Annotated in this window: 14 protein-coding genes and 1 pseudogene; 10 read left to right on the top strand and 5 right to left on the bottom strand. The window is 74.5% G+C overall.

Translation table 11 applies throughout. The features are described 5' to 3' along the window. Positions 1-57: 57 nt before the first annotated feature. From Srubr_RS21070 to Srubr_RS21045, 6 genes are all read left to right on the top strand, one after another. Complete coding sequence (locus tag Srubr_RS21070) at positions 58-732, top strand: pyridoxamine 5'-phosphate oxidase family protein (RefSeq protein WP_189990312.1); 675 nt, start codon at positions 58-60, stop codon at positions 730-732. 58 nt (positions 733-790) lie between these two features. Continuing rightward, positions 791-2143, top strand: coding sequence for a radical SAM protein (locus Srubr_RS21065; RefSeq protein WP_189990314.1), 1353 nt, complete (start codon positions 791-793; stop codon positions 2141-2143). 240 nt (positions 2144-2383) lie between these two features. After that, the gene (gene rsgA / locus Srubr_RS21060; protein ID WP_189990316.1) at positions 2384-3478 is read left to right on the top strand and encodes a ribosome small subunit-dependent GTPase A; all 1095 of its coding nucleotides are present in this window, start codon (positions 2384-2386) and stop codon (positions 3476-3478) included. Between the two features lie 69 nt (positions 3479-3547). Then, complete coding sequence (locus Srubr_RS21055; protein ID WP_189990318.1) at positions 3548-4942, top strand: DNA-3-methyladenine glycosylase 2 family protein; 1395 nt, start codon at positions 3548-3550, stop codon at positions 4940-4942. A 65-nt stretch (positions 4943-5007) separates the two neighbouring features. Further along, on the top strand, positions 5008-5544 hold the full coding sequence (locus tag Srubr_RS21050; RefSeq protein ID WP_189990320.1) for a methylated-DNA--[protein]-cysteine S-methyltransferase: 537 nt from the start codon (positions 5008-5010) through the stop codon (positions 5542-5544). Positions 5545-6052: 508 nt separating this feature from the next. Then, on the top strand, positions 6053-7300 hold the full coding sequence (locus Srubr_RS21045) for an SGNH/GDSL hydrolase family protein (protein ID WP_189990322.1): 1248 nt from the start codon (positions 6053-6055) through the stop codon (positions 7298-7300). Here Srubr_RS21045 and Srubr_RS21040 read toward each other — a convergent pair. Further along, a complete protein-coding gene (locus Srubr_RS21040) occupies positions 7237-7650 on the bottom strand; it encodes a hypothetical protein (RefSeq protein WP_189990324.1) in 414 nt (137 codons plus the stop codon). The genes Srubr_RS21045 and Srubr_RS21040 overlap by 64 nt on opposite strands. Positions 7651-7744: 94 nt before the next feature. Then, a complete protein-coding gene (locus Srubr_RS21035) occupies positions 7745-8734 on the bottom strand; it encodes a helix-turn-helix transcriptional regulator (protein WP_189990326.1) in 990 nt (329 codons plus the stop codon). Between the two features lie 343 nt (positions 8735-9077). Between Srubr_RS21035 and Srubr_RS21030 the strand changes: the two are divergent. The 3 genes and pseudogenes from Srubr_RS21030 to Srubr_RS21020 form a co-directional block, all read left to right on the top strand. After that, positions 9078-9508, top strand: a pseudogene (locus Srubr_RS21030) (protein phosphatase 2C domain-containing protein); the annotation flags it as partial. Positions 9509-9576: 68 nt separating this feature from the next. Continuing rightward, entirely contained in the window at positions 9577-11319 is a 1743-nt protein-coding gene (locus Srubr_RS21025) for a pyruvate dehydrogenase (RefSeq protein WP_189990328.1), read from the top strand. A 329-nt stretch (positions 11320-11648) separates the two neighbouring features. Next, positions 11649-12092 carry an ATP-binding protein gene (locus Srubr_RS21020; protein WP_189990330.1) on the top strand — a complete coding sequence of 148 codons (444 nt, stop codon included), beginning with the start codon at positions 11649-11651 and terminating at the stop codon, positions 12090-12092. A gap of 373 nt (positions 12093-12465) precedes the next feature. Here the strand turns inward: Srubr_RS21020 and Srubr_RS21015 are convergent, their stop codons facing one another. Beyond that, complete coding sequence (locus tag Srubr_RS21015; protein ID WP_189990332.1) at positions 12466-13512, bottom strand: DUF2637 domain-containing protein; 1047 nt, start codon at positions 13510-13512, stop codon at positions 12466-12468. Between the two features lie 240 nt (positions 13513-13752). Beyond that, positions 13753-14595: a (2Fe-2S)-binding protein gene (locus Srubr_RS21010; protein WP_189990334.1), complete on the bottom strand. Its 843-nt coding sequence runs from the start codon at positions 14593-14595 to the stop codon at positions 13753-13755. Between the two features lie 178 nt (positions 14596-14773). Between Srubr_RS21010 and Srubr_RS21005 the strand changes: the two genes are divergently transcribed. Beyond that, positions 14774-15463 (top strand): GntR family transcriptional regulator, encoded by a 690-nt coding sequence (locus Srubr_RS21005; RefSeq protein ID WP_229926448.1) that lies wholly within the window; start codon positions 14774-14776, stop codon positions 15461-15463. A 249-nt stretch (positions 15464-15712) separates the two neighbouring features. On the opposite strand, the gene Srubr_RS21000 is transcribed toward Srubr_RS21005, so the two are convergent. Then, positions 15713-16477, bottom strand: a complete 765-nt coding sequence (locus Srubr_RS21000) for a hypothetical protein (protein ID WP_189990337.1) — start codon at positions 16475-16477, stop codon at positions 15713-15715. Positions 16478-16518: the final 41 nt, after the last annotated feature.

The raw sequence follows: 16518 nt of genomic DNA, 5'->3' as shown, positions 1-16518 counted from the left end.
GCGATGGAATCCGAAAAAAATCTGGCCGCACCCAGGCTGTTTCGATAGCTTCCCGACATGGCCACTGATGACCTCCCCTCCCGGCTCCCCGTGACCGACCGCACCCGGCACCGCCGCCTGCGCGAGCAGGGCAGCCTGGAGCGGGCCGACCTGAACGCGATCCTGGACGCCGGTTTCGTCTGCCACCTGGGCGTGGTGATCGACGGCCGGCCGCTCGTCGTGCCGACCGTGTACGGCCGGGACGAGCGGCAGCTCTATGTGCACGGGTCCGTGGCGAGCCGCAGCACGGCCGGCGGCCTCCCGGTCTGTGTGACCGTCACCCACGTCGACGGGCTGGTCCTCGCCCGGTCCGTGTTCGAGCACGGGGTGAACTACCGCAGCGCCATGATCCACGGCGACGCGCGCAGGGTCACCGACCCCGAGGAGAAACTGGAGGGGCTGCGCCGGCTCACCGAGCACGCCACCCCCGGACAGTGGTCCTACGCCCGCCGCCCCAACCGCAGGGAACTCGCCGCCACCACCGTGCTCGCCCTCTCCCTGGAAGAGGCGTCCGTCAAGATCCGCACCGGCGCCCCCGACGACGGCGACGGCCCCGACGCCGCGCTCGGCCTGTGGGCCGGTGTCCTGCCGCTGACCGGGATCTGGGGCGCCCCCGTACCCGACCCCGCGCTGCCCCCCGGCACCGCCGTCCCCGACCACATCGCGCGCCGGGCGGGGACCCGGCACGGCTGAGGCGCGGGCGGGGGCATACGGTGTGGTGCGTACGCCTGAACCGGGAGGAGACAGACGAATGGGCAGTCGTACCGCGCTGGTCGAGGATCTGATGGAGCGGTTCCCGCACGTCCCACGGGAGGCCGTCTTCAAAGAGGATCTGCTGCGGGGCGGTGTCGCCTTCGACAAGTCCGCCCTGAGCGACAATGAGGACGGGGACGTCAAGCCGAAGTCCTACTTCATCTTCTCCTTCGACCACGGCACCCTGCCCGAGCTGGGCGAGGCCGCGCTGCGCCGGCCCCCGGAGGAGATCATCCTCACCGGCGGCCCGTACGACCTGCGGCGCACGGTCGTCTCCGTACGGGTGAACCCCGCCTCGCCGTACCGGGTCGCCGCCGACGAGGAGGGGCTGCTCGGGCTCTACCTCGACGGCACGCGCATCGCCGACGTCGGCGTGCCACCGATGCCCGAGTACTACCGGCACACCCTCTCCAACGGGAAGTCCGTGATGGAGGTCGCACCGACCATCCAGTGGGGCTACCTGATCTACCTGACCGTCTTCCGGGTCTGCCAGTACTTCGGCGCCAAGGAGGAGTGCCAGTACTGCGACATCAACCACAACTGGCGCCAGCACAAGGCGGCCGGGCGGCCGTACACCGGGGTCAAGGACGTCGAGGAGGTCCTGGAGGCCCTGGAGATCATCGACCGGTACGACACCCAGAAGGCGTCCACCGCCTACACCCTCACCGGCGGCGCCATCACCTCCAAGGTGGCGGGCCGGGACGAGGCCGACTTCTACGGCCACTACGCCAAGGCCATCGAGGAGCGCTTCCCGGGCCGCTGGATCGGCAAGGTCGTCGCCCAGGCGCTGCCCAAGGCGGACGTACAGCGGTTCAAGGACTACGGCGTGCAGATCTACCACCCCAACTTCGAGGTGTGGGACCGCCGGCTGTTCGAGCTGTACTGCCCCGGCAAGGAGCGCTACGTCGGCCGGGACGAGTGGCACCGCCGCATCCTGGACTCCGCCGAGGTGTTCGGCGCGCGCAACGTCATCCCGAACTTCGTGGCCGGCGTGGAGATGGCCGAGCCCTTCGGCTTCACCACCGTGGACGAGGCCATCGCCTCCACCACCGAGGGCCTGCGCTTCTTCATGTCCCACGGCATCACACCCCGCTTCACCACCTGGTGCCCGGAGCCCACCACCCCGCTCGGCAAGGCCAACCCGCAGGGCGCGCCGCTGGAGTACCACATCCGCCTGCTGGAGGCCTACCGGCAGACCATGGACGACTTCGGCCTGTCCTCCCCGCCCGGCTACGGCCCGCCCGGCCCCGGCCGCGCCGTCTTCTCCGTCAGCTCCTTCATGGACAGCCTGCCCGCGGACGGGCCGGACGCCGGGCGGGAGCCCGAAGCGGCGACCTCCACGGCGAGTTGAGGGGCCGGAAAAAAACCCTTTGACGCACGGCCCCGCCCGCGGGCTAGAGTCGGACCACACGCCGAGGTGGCGTGCGAACGCGCGAGTGAGGACGAGGAGGTGTCGACCGATGGCTGTCACTGTGCCGGGCGCTGCCCTCATCCAGGAAGTCCTCAAGTCCACCTCCGTGGCCACCGGCTGAACCCACCGCGCGTCGTGCGCGTGTGCCCGGGGCCGCCCTTGCGTCGAAGGGTCTTTCCCTTGTCTTCCACCTCTGCTGTGTTCTCCGCGCTCGCTCCCTACGGCTGGGACGAGGACTGGGCCGCCGCGTTCGCCCCGTACGCGGCCGACGGGCTCGTGCCCGGCCGGGTCGTGCGGGTCGACCGGGGCCAGTGCGACGTCGTCACCGCGGCCGGCACCGTCCGGGCCGACACCGAGTACGTCGTGCCCCGCGACCCGATGAAGGTCGTGTGCACCGGGGACTGGGTCGCCGTCGACCCCGACGGCGACCCGCGCTATGCGCGCGCCTATCTGCCCCGTCGTACCGCCTTCGTCCGCTCCACCTCCTCCAAGCGGTCCGAGGGACAGATCCTCGCCGCCAACGTCGACCACGCCGTCGTCGCCGTGTCCCTCGCCGTGGAACTCGACCTCGGCCGCGTCGAACGGTTCCTCGCCCTGGCCTGGGAGTCCGGCGCCCAGCCCGTCGTCGTCCTCACCAAGGCCGACCTCGTGGCCGACCCGGTCACCCTCGCGCACCTCGTGCGGGACGTGGAGACCAGCGCGCCCGGCGTGCCCGTGCTCAGCGTCAGCGCCCTGCACGGCGACGGGCTCGACGTGCTCGTGGCACTCGTCGGCTCCGGTACGAGCGTGCTGCTCGGCCAGTCCGGCGCCGGCAAGTCCACCCTCGCCAACGCGCTCGTCGGCGCGGACGTCATGGACGTACAGGCCGCCCGGGACGTCGACGGCAAGGGCCGGCACACCACCACCACCCGCAACCTGCTCGCCCTGCCCACCGGCGGGGTCCTCATCGACACCCCCGGGCTGCGCGGCGTCGGCCTCTACGACGCGGAGGGCGGCGTCGGACAGGTCTTCGCCGAGATCCAGGAGCTGGCCGAAGGATGCCGGTTCCACGACTGCGCCCACGAGAGCGAGCCGGGGTGCGCGGTGCGCGCCGCCGTGGCCGACGGCCGGCTTCCCGAGCGGCGACTGGACAGCTACCGCAAGCTGATGCGGGAGAACCAGTGGATCGCGGCCAAGACCGACGCCCGGGTCCGCGCGGAACTCCGCCGGGACTGGAAGCGGAAGGGCGCCGAGGGCAGGGCGGCGATGGAGGCCAAGCGCGGTCGCTGGAGCTAGGCGGTCGCTGGAACCAGGTGTCCGATTCCCGCTGGCCCCGGCCTTCCCGTGCGGCCCACACTGGGACATGTGAAGGACGAAGACAGCAGGTACGAGGCGGTGCGCAGCCGGGACGCGCGGTTCGACGGGGTGTTCTTCTTCGCCGTCGAGACCACCGGCATCTACTGCCGTCCCAGCTGCCCGGCCGTGCCGCCGAAACGGCACAACGTGCGGTTCTTCCCGACGGCCGCCGCCGCACAGCGCTCCGGTTTCCGGGCCTGCCGGCGGTGCCGGCCGGACGCCGTGCCCGGCTCGGCCGAGTGGAACGTCCGCGCGGACGTCACCGGCCGGGCCATGCGCCTGATCGCCGACGGCGTCGTGGACCGGGAGGGCGTCGCCGGGCTCGCCGCGCGGCTCGGCTACAGCGCCCGGCAGGTGCAGCGCCAGCTCACCGCCGAACTGGGGGCCGGGCCCGTGGCGCTCGCCCGGACCCAGCGCGCGCACACCGCGCGCGTGCTGCTCCAGACCACCGGCCTGCCGGTCACCGAGATCGCTTTCGCGGCCGGGTTCAACAGTTTGCGGCAATTCAACGACACCATCCGCGAGGTGTACGCCGCGACCCCGACCGAGCTGCGGGCCGCCGCCGGGGACCGGGCCGCCCGCCGGGCCACACCGGGCACGGGCATCCCGCTCCGGCTCGCCCACCGCGGCCCCTACCAGGCGGCGGCCGTCTTCGACCAGCTCGCCCGGGAGGCCGTCCCCGGCGTCGAGGAGGTGACCGGCGCACCCGGCGCCCGCACCTACCGGCGCACCCTGCGGCTGCCCTACGGCACCGGTATCGCCGCCGTCCGGGAACGCGTCCACTGCGGCCGGTCCCGCGGCGGCACCCACCCGGGCGGCTGGCTCGAGGCCCGGCTGCGCCTCACCGACCCCAGGGACCTCACCACCGCCGTGCAGCGGCTGCGCCGGCTGTTCGACCTGGACGCCGACCCGTACGCCGTCGACGAACGGCTCGGCGCCGACCCCCGGCTCGCCCCGCTGGTCGCCGCCCGCCCCGGGCTGCGCTCGCCCGGCGCCGTGGACCCGCTGGAGCCCGCCGTGCGCGCCCTGGCCGGCACCGAGGGCGCCGGGGAACTGGTGCGCCGGTACGGCAAACCGCTCGACGCGCCGCACGGCGGCCTCACCCACCTCTTCCCCGAGCCCGCCGTCCTCGCCGAGGCCGAGCCCGGCGGCCCGCTGGGCGCGCTCGCCGCCGCCCTCGCCGACGGCACGGTACGGCTGGACCCGGGCGCCGACCGGCACGCCGCCGAGGAGGCCCTGCTCGCCCTGCCCGGCATGGACCCGGACACCGTCGCCACCCTCCGCGTCCGCGCCCTCGGCGACCCCGACGTCGCCCCGCCCGGCACCGCCCTCCCCGGCACCTGGCGGCCCTGGCGGTCGTACGCCGTCCGGCACCTGCGGGTGGCGGGCGAGCGGCCCCCCTGAGCGCCCGGCCCACCCGGGACGCGCCCCGTCACCCACTCCCTCACGAAGCGAGGAGCACCGGTCCGATGACCACCGTGTACTACACCCACCTGGACGCCCCCGTCGGGCCGCTGCTGCTCACCGCGGACCCGGACGGCGCGCTCACCTCGCTGTCCGTGCCCGGGCAGAAGGGCGGGCGCGGCGTGCGCGACGACTGGCGGGCCGACCCCGGTCCGTTCCGGGCCGCCGCCGAGCAGCTCGCCGCGTACTTCGCCGGCGAGCGCACGGAGTTCCGGCTGCCGCTGCGGGCGTCCGGCACCGAGTTCCGGCGGGCGGTGTGGGCCGCCCTGGACGAGGTGCCCTACGGCACCACCGTCACCTACGGGGAGATCGCCGCCCGGATCGGCGCGGCCCGCGCCGCCGTGCGCGCCGTCGGCGGGGCGATCGGCGCCAACCCGCTGCTCATCCTGCGCCCCTGCCATCGGGTGATCGGCGCGAACGGCGCGCTGACCGGATACGCGGGCGGACTCGAACGCAAGCTCCGGCTGCTCACCCTGGAAGGCGCCCTCCACCCCCGGACGCCCGTACACCCGGTAGGGGCGCCGGCCGGTCCCGCGGAGTAGCCCCCCGGTCCTGCGGAGTAGCCCTCCGGACCCGCCCCGGCCGCGGCGGCCCCGCCGCGTGCGCGTGGGGCCGTCAGTCCAGCGCGCGCGCCACCAGTCGCGCCAGACCCGCGACGCCTCGCCCGATCCACCCGGGCAGCCCTGTGTCCACCGCGACTCCGGCGACGTCCGCGGCCGTGCCCGCCCGGTCCCACCCGGAGTCGCACCGGGAACAGGACCGGGGCCAGCGGCGCTTTCGCTCCCCGCACCTCTTGCACACCGCCATCGCCGCGTTCTCCCCTCCCAGGACACCGGCGGCAGCGCGCCGCAAGCGTCGAACGCCCATCCGATCGTGCGCCAAAGGTAACTGGACCGGGCGGCGAACCCGCTGAACGAATCATGAACGCGCCGGGCTCCCCGTTGCGCCGAACGGGTGGATGTGGGGGCGATGGACGGCGTGTCGGTCCGGGTTGTGGCACCTTCGCTGCGAAGGGCGTCCTCCCCGGGCGTGCTTGAAGGGCGGGCACACATGGCCAAGGTCGTACGGGTTCTCGCGGTTCTCCTTCCGCTGCTGCCGGCGGCCCTCATGACACCGGCCACCGCCCAGCCGGCCCCGCTGCCCTGGACCGGCAGCTGGGAGACGGCGCCCTCCGGCACCGCCGCCCCGCTGCCCGGCGCCGCCTTCCGCAACGTCGTCCACCTCAGCGTCGGCGGCACGGCCGTCCGGGTCCGGCTCAGCAACCGGCTCGGCACCCGGCCGCTCCGCCTCGGCGCCGTCACCGTCGCGCTGCGCCGGGCGGCCGGTCCCGATGCCCTCCCCGGCAGCCTGCGCACCGCCACCTTCCACGGCGCCCCCGAGGTGACCGTCCCGCCGGGCGCGGACGCCGTCAGCGACACGGTGCCGCTGCCCGTGCCGCCCGCAGCCGACCTGCTCGTCACCGTCTACACCCCGGACGACTCCGGCCCCGCCACCTACCACCGCACCGCCCTCCAGACCAGCTACCTGGCCCCGGTGGGCGCCGGCCGGGCCGCCGACGAGGACGGCACCGCGTACGCGCTGACCACCAGCCACTGGTACTACGTCACCGGTGTCGACGTCCGCGGGCCCGCCGCCGGCAGCGTCGTCGCCTTCGGGGACTCGCTCACCGACGGCAACGGCTCCACCCCCGACACCAACCGCCGCTGGCCCGACCGGCTCGCCCAGCGGCTGCGCGGACACCGGCTCGGCGTCCTGAACGCCGGCATCTCCGGCAACCGCCTGCTGCGCGACGGCACCGGACCGAGCGCCCTCGCCCGCCTGGACGCCGACGCCCTGGACCGGGCCGGAGTGCGGGCCCTGGTCGTCTTCGAGGGCATCAACGACATCAAGGGCACCCCGCAGGCGCACGACCCGGCCGCCTACGCGGACGCCTACCGCACCCTGGTGGCCCGCGCCCACGCCCGCGGCATCCCGGTCGTCGGCGTCACCCTCACTCCGTACGGCGGTTATCCCGCCTGGACCCCGGCCGGCGAGGACGTACGGCTGCGGGTGAACGCCTTCATCCGCACCGGCGGCGCCTTCGACGCCGTGGCCGACGCGGACGCCGCCGTACGCGACCCGGCCGACCCGACGCGCATCCGGCCCGCCTACGACCCCGGCGACCACCTGCACTTCAACGACGCCGGGATGTCCGCCGTGGCCGACACCGTCAGCGACGCCTTGGCCCGCACTCGTCACTCCGTCGCGGTTTTCCCGCACCTCTCCGAGCCCATCACCACGTCGAAGACCACCGGGTAACGGGTGATCTGCTCGTTCGGTCCCGGCCGGGAGGCGCAGATCCGCCACGCCGCGAGGTCGTCCACCCGGCGGCCCTGACCACTCGCGTCCTCGAAGGTCATCTCCAGTGTGGAGCCCATCTGTTCGTACGCCCGCCCGGCGTTGCCGCCGATGACGTCGGGCATGGTGGCGGTGACCGGCCGGGCGTTCGCCGGGCGGTGCGTCCCGGCGGGCGCCGAGCCGGTCGGGGCGCTCGCCGGGCCGGTCGAGGTGTCCGCCGGGCCGTCCGGCACCGACGACGCGCCGCAAGCGGTGATCGAGGCCAGGAGCACGGCGGCGAGGGCGGGTCTCAGGAACTCGGTGACGGTCATGTTCTCCCCAACGTGACGACGGTCGGCACAGTATTCACGACTCAGGGCGGGAGGGCAGCAAGGGCCGCCGGTGACGGCCGGGGCGGGGGCCGGGTCAGCGGTGTTCCTCCCGGGTCACCCAGCCCCGTTCCCAGGCGTGCCAGCCCAGTTGCATCCGGGTGGTCACCCCCGCCAGTTCCATCAGCCGCCGCACCCGGCGCTGCACGGTCCGCAGCCCCACGTCGAGCTGTTTGGCCACGCTCGCGTCGGTCAGCCCGGCCAGCAGCAGCGAGAGCACCTCCAGATCGGTGGCGTCGGGCCCGCCCGGCGGCTCCTCGGTCACCCCTTCGGCGCCCAGCCGCAGCGGCAGCGCGTCCCGCCACACCGACTCGAACAGCCCGGCGAGCAGCTCCAGCAGCCCGCTGGCGTGCACCACCAGCGCGGCCGGCTCGGCGGACTTCGGGGTCAGCGGCACCAGCGCGAGCGAACGGTCGGCCACCACCAGCTTCGTCGGCACCCGGTCCACCACCCGGACCCGTTCGTCCCGGCCGAGTGCCGCCCGCAGTTCGGTCAGCCCGTGCGGCCGGTCCAGCACCGCGCGCTCCACCACCACCCGGTAGCGCACCCCGCGCCCGGCCGCCTGCTCCTCCGCCTCGTTCTCCATCCCGGACACCACCATCGGGTCGCCGGTCACCAGCGCGCACACCTCCTCGCTCGCGCCCAGCTGGAGCTGGAGGAAGCGCTGGGTGACCGCCGAGGCGCCGGTCACCACCTCCACCAGGTCGTGCACCGCCGGTTCCGCCGCCGTCCCCCGGTACTCCTCCGCGAGCAGCGCCGCCGTCAGCTCCGCCTGCTCCAGCTCGTGCCGCCGCTGGGTGAGCAGGGCGGCCAGCGCCACCCCGGGCGGTGCCGCGACCCAACGCCCCGGCCGGGCCGGGGACTGGGCCGCCAGGCCGTGCCGTTCCAGCCGGCGCAGCGCCCGCTCGGCGTCCTGCTCGGGCAGCGTCAGACGCCGTGCCAGATCGGCCACGTCGGCCGCGCCCACGGACACCAGCGCCCGGTAGGCCGCCTCGTGCGTCTCGTCCAGGCCTATCGCTGCCAGCATTGCCCCGCGTTCCTCCCTGTGCGTCAACCAAGCTGAAAACAAAGCGGCGTGGCGGAAAACGGTCACGGCGCAAACCCGCCGCCGGACATCATCGCCGTAGTGGCGGCGGGTCTGCCAAGGTGACAGCGGCCCCGGAACGCACGGCCGTTCACCTGGTTCACGGGCGCGATACCGGGGAACCCGGCCGGTGCGGTGGCCCGGGTCCGGACGTGTGCGAGCGCGTGCCAGGGGATCCGGGACCGGGCCACCTCGTACGCCGCCGGGCGGTCCTCCTGTGGGGGGTGGGGCCGCCTGGCGGCCAACACCGGCCCAACACCGGTACTCTGACCCCGAGCCCACCGCGCTCCCGCCCGCCGACCCGGACTGCCGCGTCCGGGTCTTCTTCGGCGGCGGCGGGCTGTTCCGGCTGCGGGACGGCGCCTGGCAGGACATCGAGCCATGCCTGACAGCCGACGACAGCGCCCCCGGCGCCCCGCCCGGCGACGACCGGACGGCCTCGGAAGCCGGCGCCCCCGGCCGGGTCCGTCCGACACCCGGCCGCCCCGCGAGCCGTTCCGGTTCCACGCCTCGGTAGCCCGCCCGGGTGATGTGCTGGTGCTGTGCACGCCGGGCCTGGCCGACCCGCTGCGCGACACCGAGGCCCTGCGCGCGCGCCTGGCCCGCCGCTGGTCCGGCGGCACCCCGCCCGGCCTCGCCGCCTTCCTCGCCGACGCCCGGGTCCGGGTGAAGGGGTACGCCGACGACCGTACGGCGGCGGCCGTGTGGGAGGCGTAACCCCGGCCCCTGTGGATTGATGGAAACGGCAGGGCTGTATTCCGGGAGCGAAGGGGCACAAGCGAGCCATGGCCAAACAGAACGTCGCCGAGCAGTTCGTCGACATCCTCGTCCGCGCGGGAGTGCGCCGCCTCTACGGTGTCGTCGGCGACAGCCTCAACCCGGTCGTGGACGCCGTCCGCCGCAACGCCGCCATCGACTGGATCCACGTACGCCACGAGGAGACCGCCGCCTTCGCCGCCGGCGCCGAGGCCCAGATCACCGGCAAGCTCGCCGCCTGCGCCGGTTCCTGCGGGCCCGGCAACCTGCACCTGATCAACGGCCTGTACGACGCCCACCGCTCCATGGCCCCGGTGCTCGCGCTCGCCTCCCACATCCCCTCCAGCGAGATCGGCCTCGGCTACTTCCAGGAGACCCACCCCGACCGGCTGTTCCAGGAGTGCAGCCACTACAGCGAGCTGATCTCCAGCCCGAAGCAGATGCCCCGGCTGCTGCAGACCGCCATCCAGCACGCGGTCGGGCAGCAGGGGGTGAGCGTGGTGTCGCTGCCCGGGGACATCGCCGCCGAGCCCGCCCCGGAGAAGGCGGCGCAGAGCGCGCTCGTCACCTCCCGGCCCACCGTGCGGCCCGGGGACGCCGAGATCGACCGGCTGGCGGAGATGATCGACGCGGCCGGCAAGGTCACCCTGTTCTGCGGCAGCGGCACGGCCGGGGCGCATGCGGAGGTGATGGAGTTCGCCGGGAAGATCAAGTCACCGGTGGGCCACGCGCTCAGGGGAAAGGAGTACATCCAGTACGACAACCCCTTCGACGTCGGGATGAGCGGGCTGCTCGGCTACGGCGCCGCCTACGAGGCCACCCACGAGTGCGACCTGCTGATCCTGCTCGGCACCGACTTCCCGTACAACGCCTTCCTGCCCGACGACGTGCGCATCGCGCAGGTCGACGTGCGGCCCGAGGTGCTCGGCCGCCGCTCCCGGCTCGACCTCGCCGTCTGGGGCGACGTGCGCGAGACGCTGCGGTGCCTGATCCCGCGGGTGAGGGAGAAGACGGACCGGCGCTTCCTCGACCGGATGCTGAAGAAGCACGCCGACGCGCTGGAGGGCGTGGTCAAGGCCTACACCCGCAAGGTCGACAAGCACGTCCCGATCCACCCCGAGTACGTGGCCGCCGTACTGGACGAAGTCGCCGACAACGATGCCGTGTTCACCGTCGACACCGGGATGTGCAACGTCTGGGCGGCCCGCTACATCACGCCCAACGGCCGCCGCCGGATCATCGGTTCGTTCTCGCACGGGTCCATGGCGAACGCGCTGCCGATGGCGATCGGCGCCCAGTTCACCGACCGGCGCCGGCAGGTGGTGGCGATGTCCGGGGACGGCGGCTTCTCCATGCTGATGGGCGACTTCCTCACGCTCGTGCAGTACGACCTGCCGGTGAAGGTGGTGCTGTTCAACAACTCCTCGCTCGGCATGGTCGAGTTGGAGATGCTGGTCGCGGGCCTGCCGTCGTACGGCACCGCCAACACCAACCCGGACTTCGCCGCCGTGGCCCGGGCCTGCGGCGCCCACGGCGTGCGGGTGGAGAAGCCCAAGCAGCTCGCCGGGGCGCTCAAGGAGGCCTTCAAGCACAAGGGTCCCGCCCTGGTGGACATCGTCACCGACCCCAACGCCCTGTCCATCCCACCGAAGATCAGTGCCGAGATGGTCACCGGGTTCGCGCTGTCCGCCTCCAAGATCGTGCTGGACGGCGGGGTCGGCCGGATGCTCCAGATGGCCCGCTCCAACCTGCGGAACGTGCCACGCCCGTGAGCGCCCCCACGGGGGAGCGTATTTCGGCCAGTTTCACCGGGTGTGACGGCGTACCGACCGCGGGTGCCGGGCGGGGCCCGGCCGCCGTCACGGGGCCTCGGTGGCGTCCTGCGGCGTCCGTGGCGCCCGGTGCGTGGCGGCGCAGCGGTGCCCCGGGCGGCCGGGGCGCTGTGCGGACATGGCCGAACCGCCGGTCATCGGGCATACGTCAGGACTGCCCCGGTGTCCGCTGGGCAAGCATCCCCCGTGAACGTGTTCGACCAGGAGGGGCAGGGACCGGCGGCGTGCGGGCGGGGGTCATGAACAGGCAGGCACGAGGGGGCGGCCCGATGACCGTCGAGGCCTACTCGGCGACAGCGGGGGACCAGACGGACACCATCACCGACGACGTGCGACGGCTCCGGCGCAGGCTGGACCGGGCGGACCTCAGAGCGGTGCCGGAGGCTCGCCGGGCGCTGCGCGAACTGCTACGGCACTGGGGCAAACCGGGCCGCTCGGACATAGCCGAACTGCTCACCAGCGAACTCGTCACCAACGCGATCGTCCACACCGACCACGACGCCGTCCTGACGGCCGTGCTGGAACGGGACGGACTGCGCGTGGAGGTACGGGACTTCGTGGCCCGCGGACCCGAGCGGCACACCCCGGCCACGGACGACGACACCCACGGCCGGGGCCTGGTGCTGGTCGAGTCCCTGGCCGACGCCTGGGGCGTACGGCCGCACGGGGTGGGCAAGTCGGTGTGGTTCGAACTGGGCGCCGAGGCGGCGTGACCCACGGGGCGGGACGGGACCGGCGCGGTCAGACCTCGATCCCCGTGGGCCGGTGGGGTCATGCCGCTTTCCTGGTCGGCTAGGGCCGGGTGCGGTCGTGCCTTGGTTCCCGTGGGTTGGTGGGGTCATGCCGCCGGTCTTGTCGGGCGGAGCCGGTGCGGTCACGCCGCCTTCCTGGTCGGCTGAGGCTGGGTGCGGTCACCCCCCGGCTCCCGTGGGCCGGTGACGTCAGGCCCCCGGTTCGCCCGGGCAGGGCCGGCGGTGGTCATGTCCCGGCTCCTGCCGGCCGGTAGGTCACGCCCCGGCCCCGTCGAGCACGGCCGTCGGCCAGGGCCGGTGCGGCACGCCCCGGTTCCGTGGCCCCGGCCGGTGGTCAGCCGAGCTGCTGTTCCAGGTCCTTGAGCTTGCGCTCCAGGGAGTCCAGCCGCGGCAGGGCCATGGTGTCGTCCTCGGCCGTCAGGTCGACCGTCAGCGGTTCAGCGGCGCCGCGGACCGGCTGGAGAGAAGGCCGGGCGCGGACGGGCAGCGGCTCCGGGGTGGATATGGCGGGCTCCGCGGTCGCCGCCGGCGCGGACGCGCGCTCCACCGGCTGCACCTCGACCTGCCGGCCGGTGCCCCGGCCGGCGAAGCCGGGCCGGCCCCGGCTGATCGCCTTCAGCCGGGCCCGCTCCATGCGCCGCTGGTCGCGCCTGCGCCGCCGGGCCTCCTCCTTCTGCCGCCTGTCCTCGCGGACCTCCTCCACCGCCTCGTCCAGGCTGCGCACGCCCTCCAGGAGCATCAGCGACCAGGCCCGGTAGGTCTCGCGGGGCGCCCGCACCCAGCGCACGATCCGGATCTGCGGCAGCGGGCGCGGCACCAGGCCCTGTTCGCGCAGCGCTGCCCGGCGGGTCTGCTTCAGCGCCCGGTCGAACAGCACGGCGGCCGACAGGGACATGCCGGAGAAGAACTGCGGGGCGCCGGCGTGACCCGCGCCGCGCGGCGCGTGCACCCAGTTGAACCAGGCCGCCGCCGCCGCGAACAGCCACACGAGCAGCCGGGAGCCGAGGGCCGCGTCACCGTGGCTCGCCTCGCGCACGGCGAGGACGGAGCAGAACATCGCCGCGCCGTCCAGCCCGAACGGCACCAGGTACTGCCAGCCGCCGCTCAGCCCGAGGTTCTGTTCGCCGAAGCCGACCAGGCCGTGGAAGGACAGGGCCGCCGCCACCGCCGCACAGCAGAACAGCAGCACGTAGGAGGCCGTGCCGTAGAGGGCCTCCTTGCGCCGGCGGCGCTCCTCGCTGCGCTCCCAGGAGTCGTCCGCGCCCGCGTCCTCCCCGGAGGAGCGCTTGCCGCGCGCGAGCACCGCCACTGCCACCAGCATGCCCAGGAGCAGGACGGCGCCCGGAAGCAGCCAGTTCAGCGATATGTCGGTCAGTCTCATCAGGGTCCCTTGCATGGGGATAGGGCGTAACGCCCGCCATAGTGGCCCAGTCCCGACGGCCCTCAGGGGGTTTCGGGGCAAGAGGACGCCAAGGGAGTGCGCGAGGGGTGCCCGGAGCGACGTTCTGCTCGAACTACCGATTGAATGGCGGGAGTTGAGTTCGAACAGACCACCCGTACGGGTGGTCGTGGAGAAGTTTCCGCGCCGGGTGGGGCGGCTGTGCCGGGACGGAACGATTCCTCAGCCGGCCGCGGCCGCCGTGAGCTTGGCGATCCTCTCGCCGTCCCGGGTGCGCGGACACGTCACACAGGTGTCCTGCGGGCGAACGGTGTAGAACATGCAGCAGCTCGCCCGGTCCCGGGTGGGCAGCCGGGTGCCGTCCGGGGCGGTCAGCGCCCGGAACCCGGCCGAGCCGGCGTACGGCGGGGTCGTCCCCGGCAGCAGCAGCTCCAGCTCCCGCACGGCCCGGGCCGCCTCCTCGGCCCCGGACAGCCCGGCGACGTACCACAGCCCCTCCACGGCCTCGTCCGTCGCCATGCCCCACAGCGCGCGCCCGCGCCGCCGCATCCGGGGCCCGAAGGCCGCGAGCACCGGCTCCAGGTGCTCGGCCACGGCCGCGCGCACCTCGGCCCGCAGCGCCTCCTCGTCCGGTACGACGACCGTGCCGGGCAGCGCCGCGGCGGGGTCGCCCGGCAGACAGGCGACGGACACCGGGTGGCGTACGGCCATCCGGCCGGCCGCGCGGTCGTAGCGGACGTGGGTCACGGGCAGCCGGGGCACCCGGCGGTGCCAGAACCACGGGGCGGTGATCAGCAGGCAGGCGGCAAAGGCGTAGCGGTGCAGGCCGAAGCTCGCGACCACGTCCGGGCGGGCCGGGCCGCCGTAGTCCCGCTCCACCTGCGCCGCGTCCCACGCCAGGAAGGCGTCCAGCGCCGCGCCGCCCGCGGCGAGTTCCGCGGCGTCGACCCAGCCGGGGCCGCCGGGTGCCGGGTCCTCCGGGCCCAGTTCGGTCACGGTCAGCCCCGGGAAGGCCGCGCCGAGGCGGTCGTAGGCGGCGGTGAGCGGCGAGGCCGCAGCGGGCATGGCGGAACCACCGATCCTTGGACGCGTCCGCGAGAGCGGACCGAGCTGTACAGGTAAGCCTTACCTTACTCAGATATGGCGGAGTTTGAACTGCCGCCCGGTGCGCCTAAGGTCTTGACGGACAACCGACAACCCGTCGTCAATGACCCCAAGTACCGACAAGCCGCCAGGAGGACCCGTGAAGCAGGGCGTGCAGGGCTCCCCGGGCCGGCCGGTCGCGGCCTTGGACGGGCCGGACCCCGCCGGGCGGCCGCTTCCGGTCCAGCGCTCCTCGGTGCGCGGGCAGATCCTGGACGCGTTGCGCACCGCGCTGGTCACCGGCGAGCTGCGGCCGGGCGAGGTGTACTCGGCGCCGGTGCTCGGGGAGCGCTTCGGCGTCTCGGCCACCCCGGTGCGGGAGGCCATGCAGCAGCTCGTGCTGGAGGGCGCCGTCGAGGTCGTGCCCAACCGCGGCTTCCGGGTGGTCGAGCGCGGGGCGCGGGAGCTGGCCGAGCTGGCGGAGGTGCGCGCGCTCATCGAGGTACCGGTGATGGTACGGCTCGCCCGTACGGTGCCGGCCGAGCGGTGGGCCGGGCTGCGGCCGCTCGCGGAGGAGACGGTGCGGGCGGCGGCCACGGGCTGCCCGGCGGCGTACGCCGAGTCCGACCGCGCCTTCCACGGGGCGCTGCTCGCGCTGGCGGGCAACGAGCAGCTGGTCCGGATCGCCGAGGACCTGCACCGGCGGGCGCAGTGGCCCCCGGTCCGGCGGGGCAGGGCCGCCCTGGTCGCCGACGCGGCCGAACACGTGGCCCTGCTGGACGCGTTGGCGGCGGGGGACGTGGACGGGGTTCGGTCGCTGGTGCGCCGCCATTTCGCAGGCGTGGGCTGAGCCCTCGCGGGCGGTGCGGTCGGGCTGAGCCCTCGCGGGCGGTGCGGTCGGGCCGCGGGCTGTGACGGTGGGGTGCGGACCGGCTGCCGGGTGCAGGTCCGTCGTGGCCGGTCGCGCAGTTCCCCGCGCCCCTTTCGGGGCGCGTCGGCGGCGACGTCCCAGGGGCGCGGGGAACTGCGCGGCCAGGCCCCACGCACCCGCACCCGGCAACGCCCCCGAACCACCCCGCCCCCGCCCCGTCGGCCGCCCCTATGCCGTGGCCACCCCCGGTGCCGGCGGGGCCAGTTGGCGTGCCAGCCAGGTCGGGACGCCGCCCAGGAGCCGGAACAGCCGCCGCGCCTCCTCCCGCAACCGGGACGCCTCCGGTTCCTCCTCGGTGTCGGCCAGGGACACCAGCGCCGGCGCCGTGCCCACCAGATAGCCCAGCTCCTCCCGGATCCGCAGGGACTCGGCGAAGCCGTGCCGCGCGTCGGCCAACTCCCCGTCCCGCAGGGCGAGTCCGGCCAGATGGCGCCAGGTGAACGACAGCAGCAGCGCGTCGGAGTGCGCCCCCGCCGCCGCGTGCGCCCGGCGGTACGCGGCGCGGGCCGCCTGCGGGGAGCGGGTCAGGTTCTCGGCGACCAGCCCCCGGCGGAAGTCCAGCAGCGCCCGCCCCCGCGACCCCGGAGGGAGCAGCGCCGCCGCCCGGCCCAGCGCGGCCCGCGCCTCGTCCGCGCGGTCCCGGACGCCGTGCAGCGTGGCCGTGTAGGCGAGCTGGCCCCGCTCGCAGGCGGCGGCGCCCCGTTCCTCGTCGGTGTGCGCCAGCGCCTCCGCCGTGCGCAGCGCGTCCTCCGCCTCGGCCCAGCCCCGCTCGGTGTACAGACACCGTTCGACCAGCAGCGCGGCCCGCTGGAGGGCAGGGGCGGCCCGGTCGGCCGGCAGCAGGGCCGCCGCGTCGGCCCAGCAGGCCCGGCTGCGCAGCCGCCATACCGCGGTCTGGACAGGATCGTCATCGGTCGTTCCATCACCAGACATGGCGGTATGCGCCACGTTGCCCTCCCCATGCACGCCATCGA

Origin of the sequence: Streptomyces rubradiris (assembly GCF_016860525.1) — a bacterium.
In the GTDB taxonomy this organism is placed as follows: Bacteria; Actinomycetota; Actinomycetes; order Streptomycetales; family Streptomycetaceae; genus Streptomyces; species Streptomyces rubradiris.
The sequence above is the reverse complement of the archived record's forward strand: the minus strand, read 5'-3'. Positions and strand labels throughout refer to the sequence as shown.

Coding starts and splice junctions, on each gene's coding strand:
- Srubr_RS21010 (WP_189990334.1), bottom strand. CDS start 14,595: ATGCCCGCTGCGGCCTCGCCGCTCACCGCCGCCTACGACCGCCTCGGC.
- Srubr_RS21045 (WP_189990322.1), top strand. CDS start 6,053: ATGGCCAAGGTCGTACGGGTTCTCGCGGTTCTCCTTCCGCTGCTGCCG.
- Srubr_RS21040 (WP_189990324.1), bottom strand. CDS start 7,650: ATGACCGTCACCGAGTTCCTGAGACCCGCCCTCGCCGCCGTGCTCCTG.
- Srubr_RS21065 (WP_189990314.1), top strand. CDS start 791: ATGGGCAGTCGTACCGCGCTGGTCGAGGATCTGATGGAGCGGTTCCCG.
- Srubr_RS21025 (WP_189990328.1), top strand. CDS start 9,577: ATGGCCAAACAGAACGTCGCCGAGCAGTTCGTCGACATCCTCGTCCGC.
- Srubr_RS21015 (WP_189990332.1), bottom strand. CDS start 13,512: ATGAGACTGACCGACATATCGCTGAACTGGCTGCTTCCGGGCGCCGTC.
- Srubr_RS21050 (WP_189990320.1), top strand. CDS start 5,008: ATGACCACCGTGTACTACACCCACCTGGACGCCCCCGTCGGGCCGCTG.
- Srubr_RS21035 (WP_189990326.1), bottom strand. CDS start 8,734: ATGCTGGCAGCGATAGGCCTGGACGAGACGCACGAGGCGGCCTACCGG.
- Srubr_RS21000 (WP_189990337.1), bottom strand. CDS start 16,477: ATGTCTGGTGATGGAACGACCGATGACGATCCTGTCCAGACCGCGGTA.
- Srubr_RS21070 (WP_189990312.1), top strand. CDS start 58: ATGGCCACTGATGACCTCCCCTCCCGGCTCCCCGTGACCGACCGCACC.
- Srubr_RS21020 (WP_189990330.1), top strand. CDS start 11,649: ATGACCGTCGAGGCCTACTCGGCGACAGCGGGGGACCAGACGGACACC.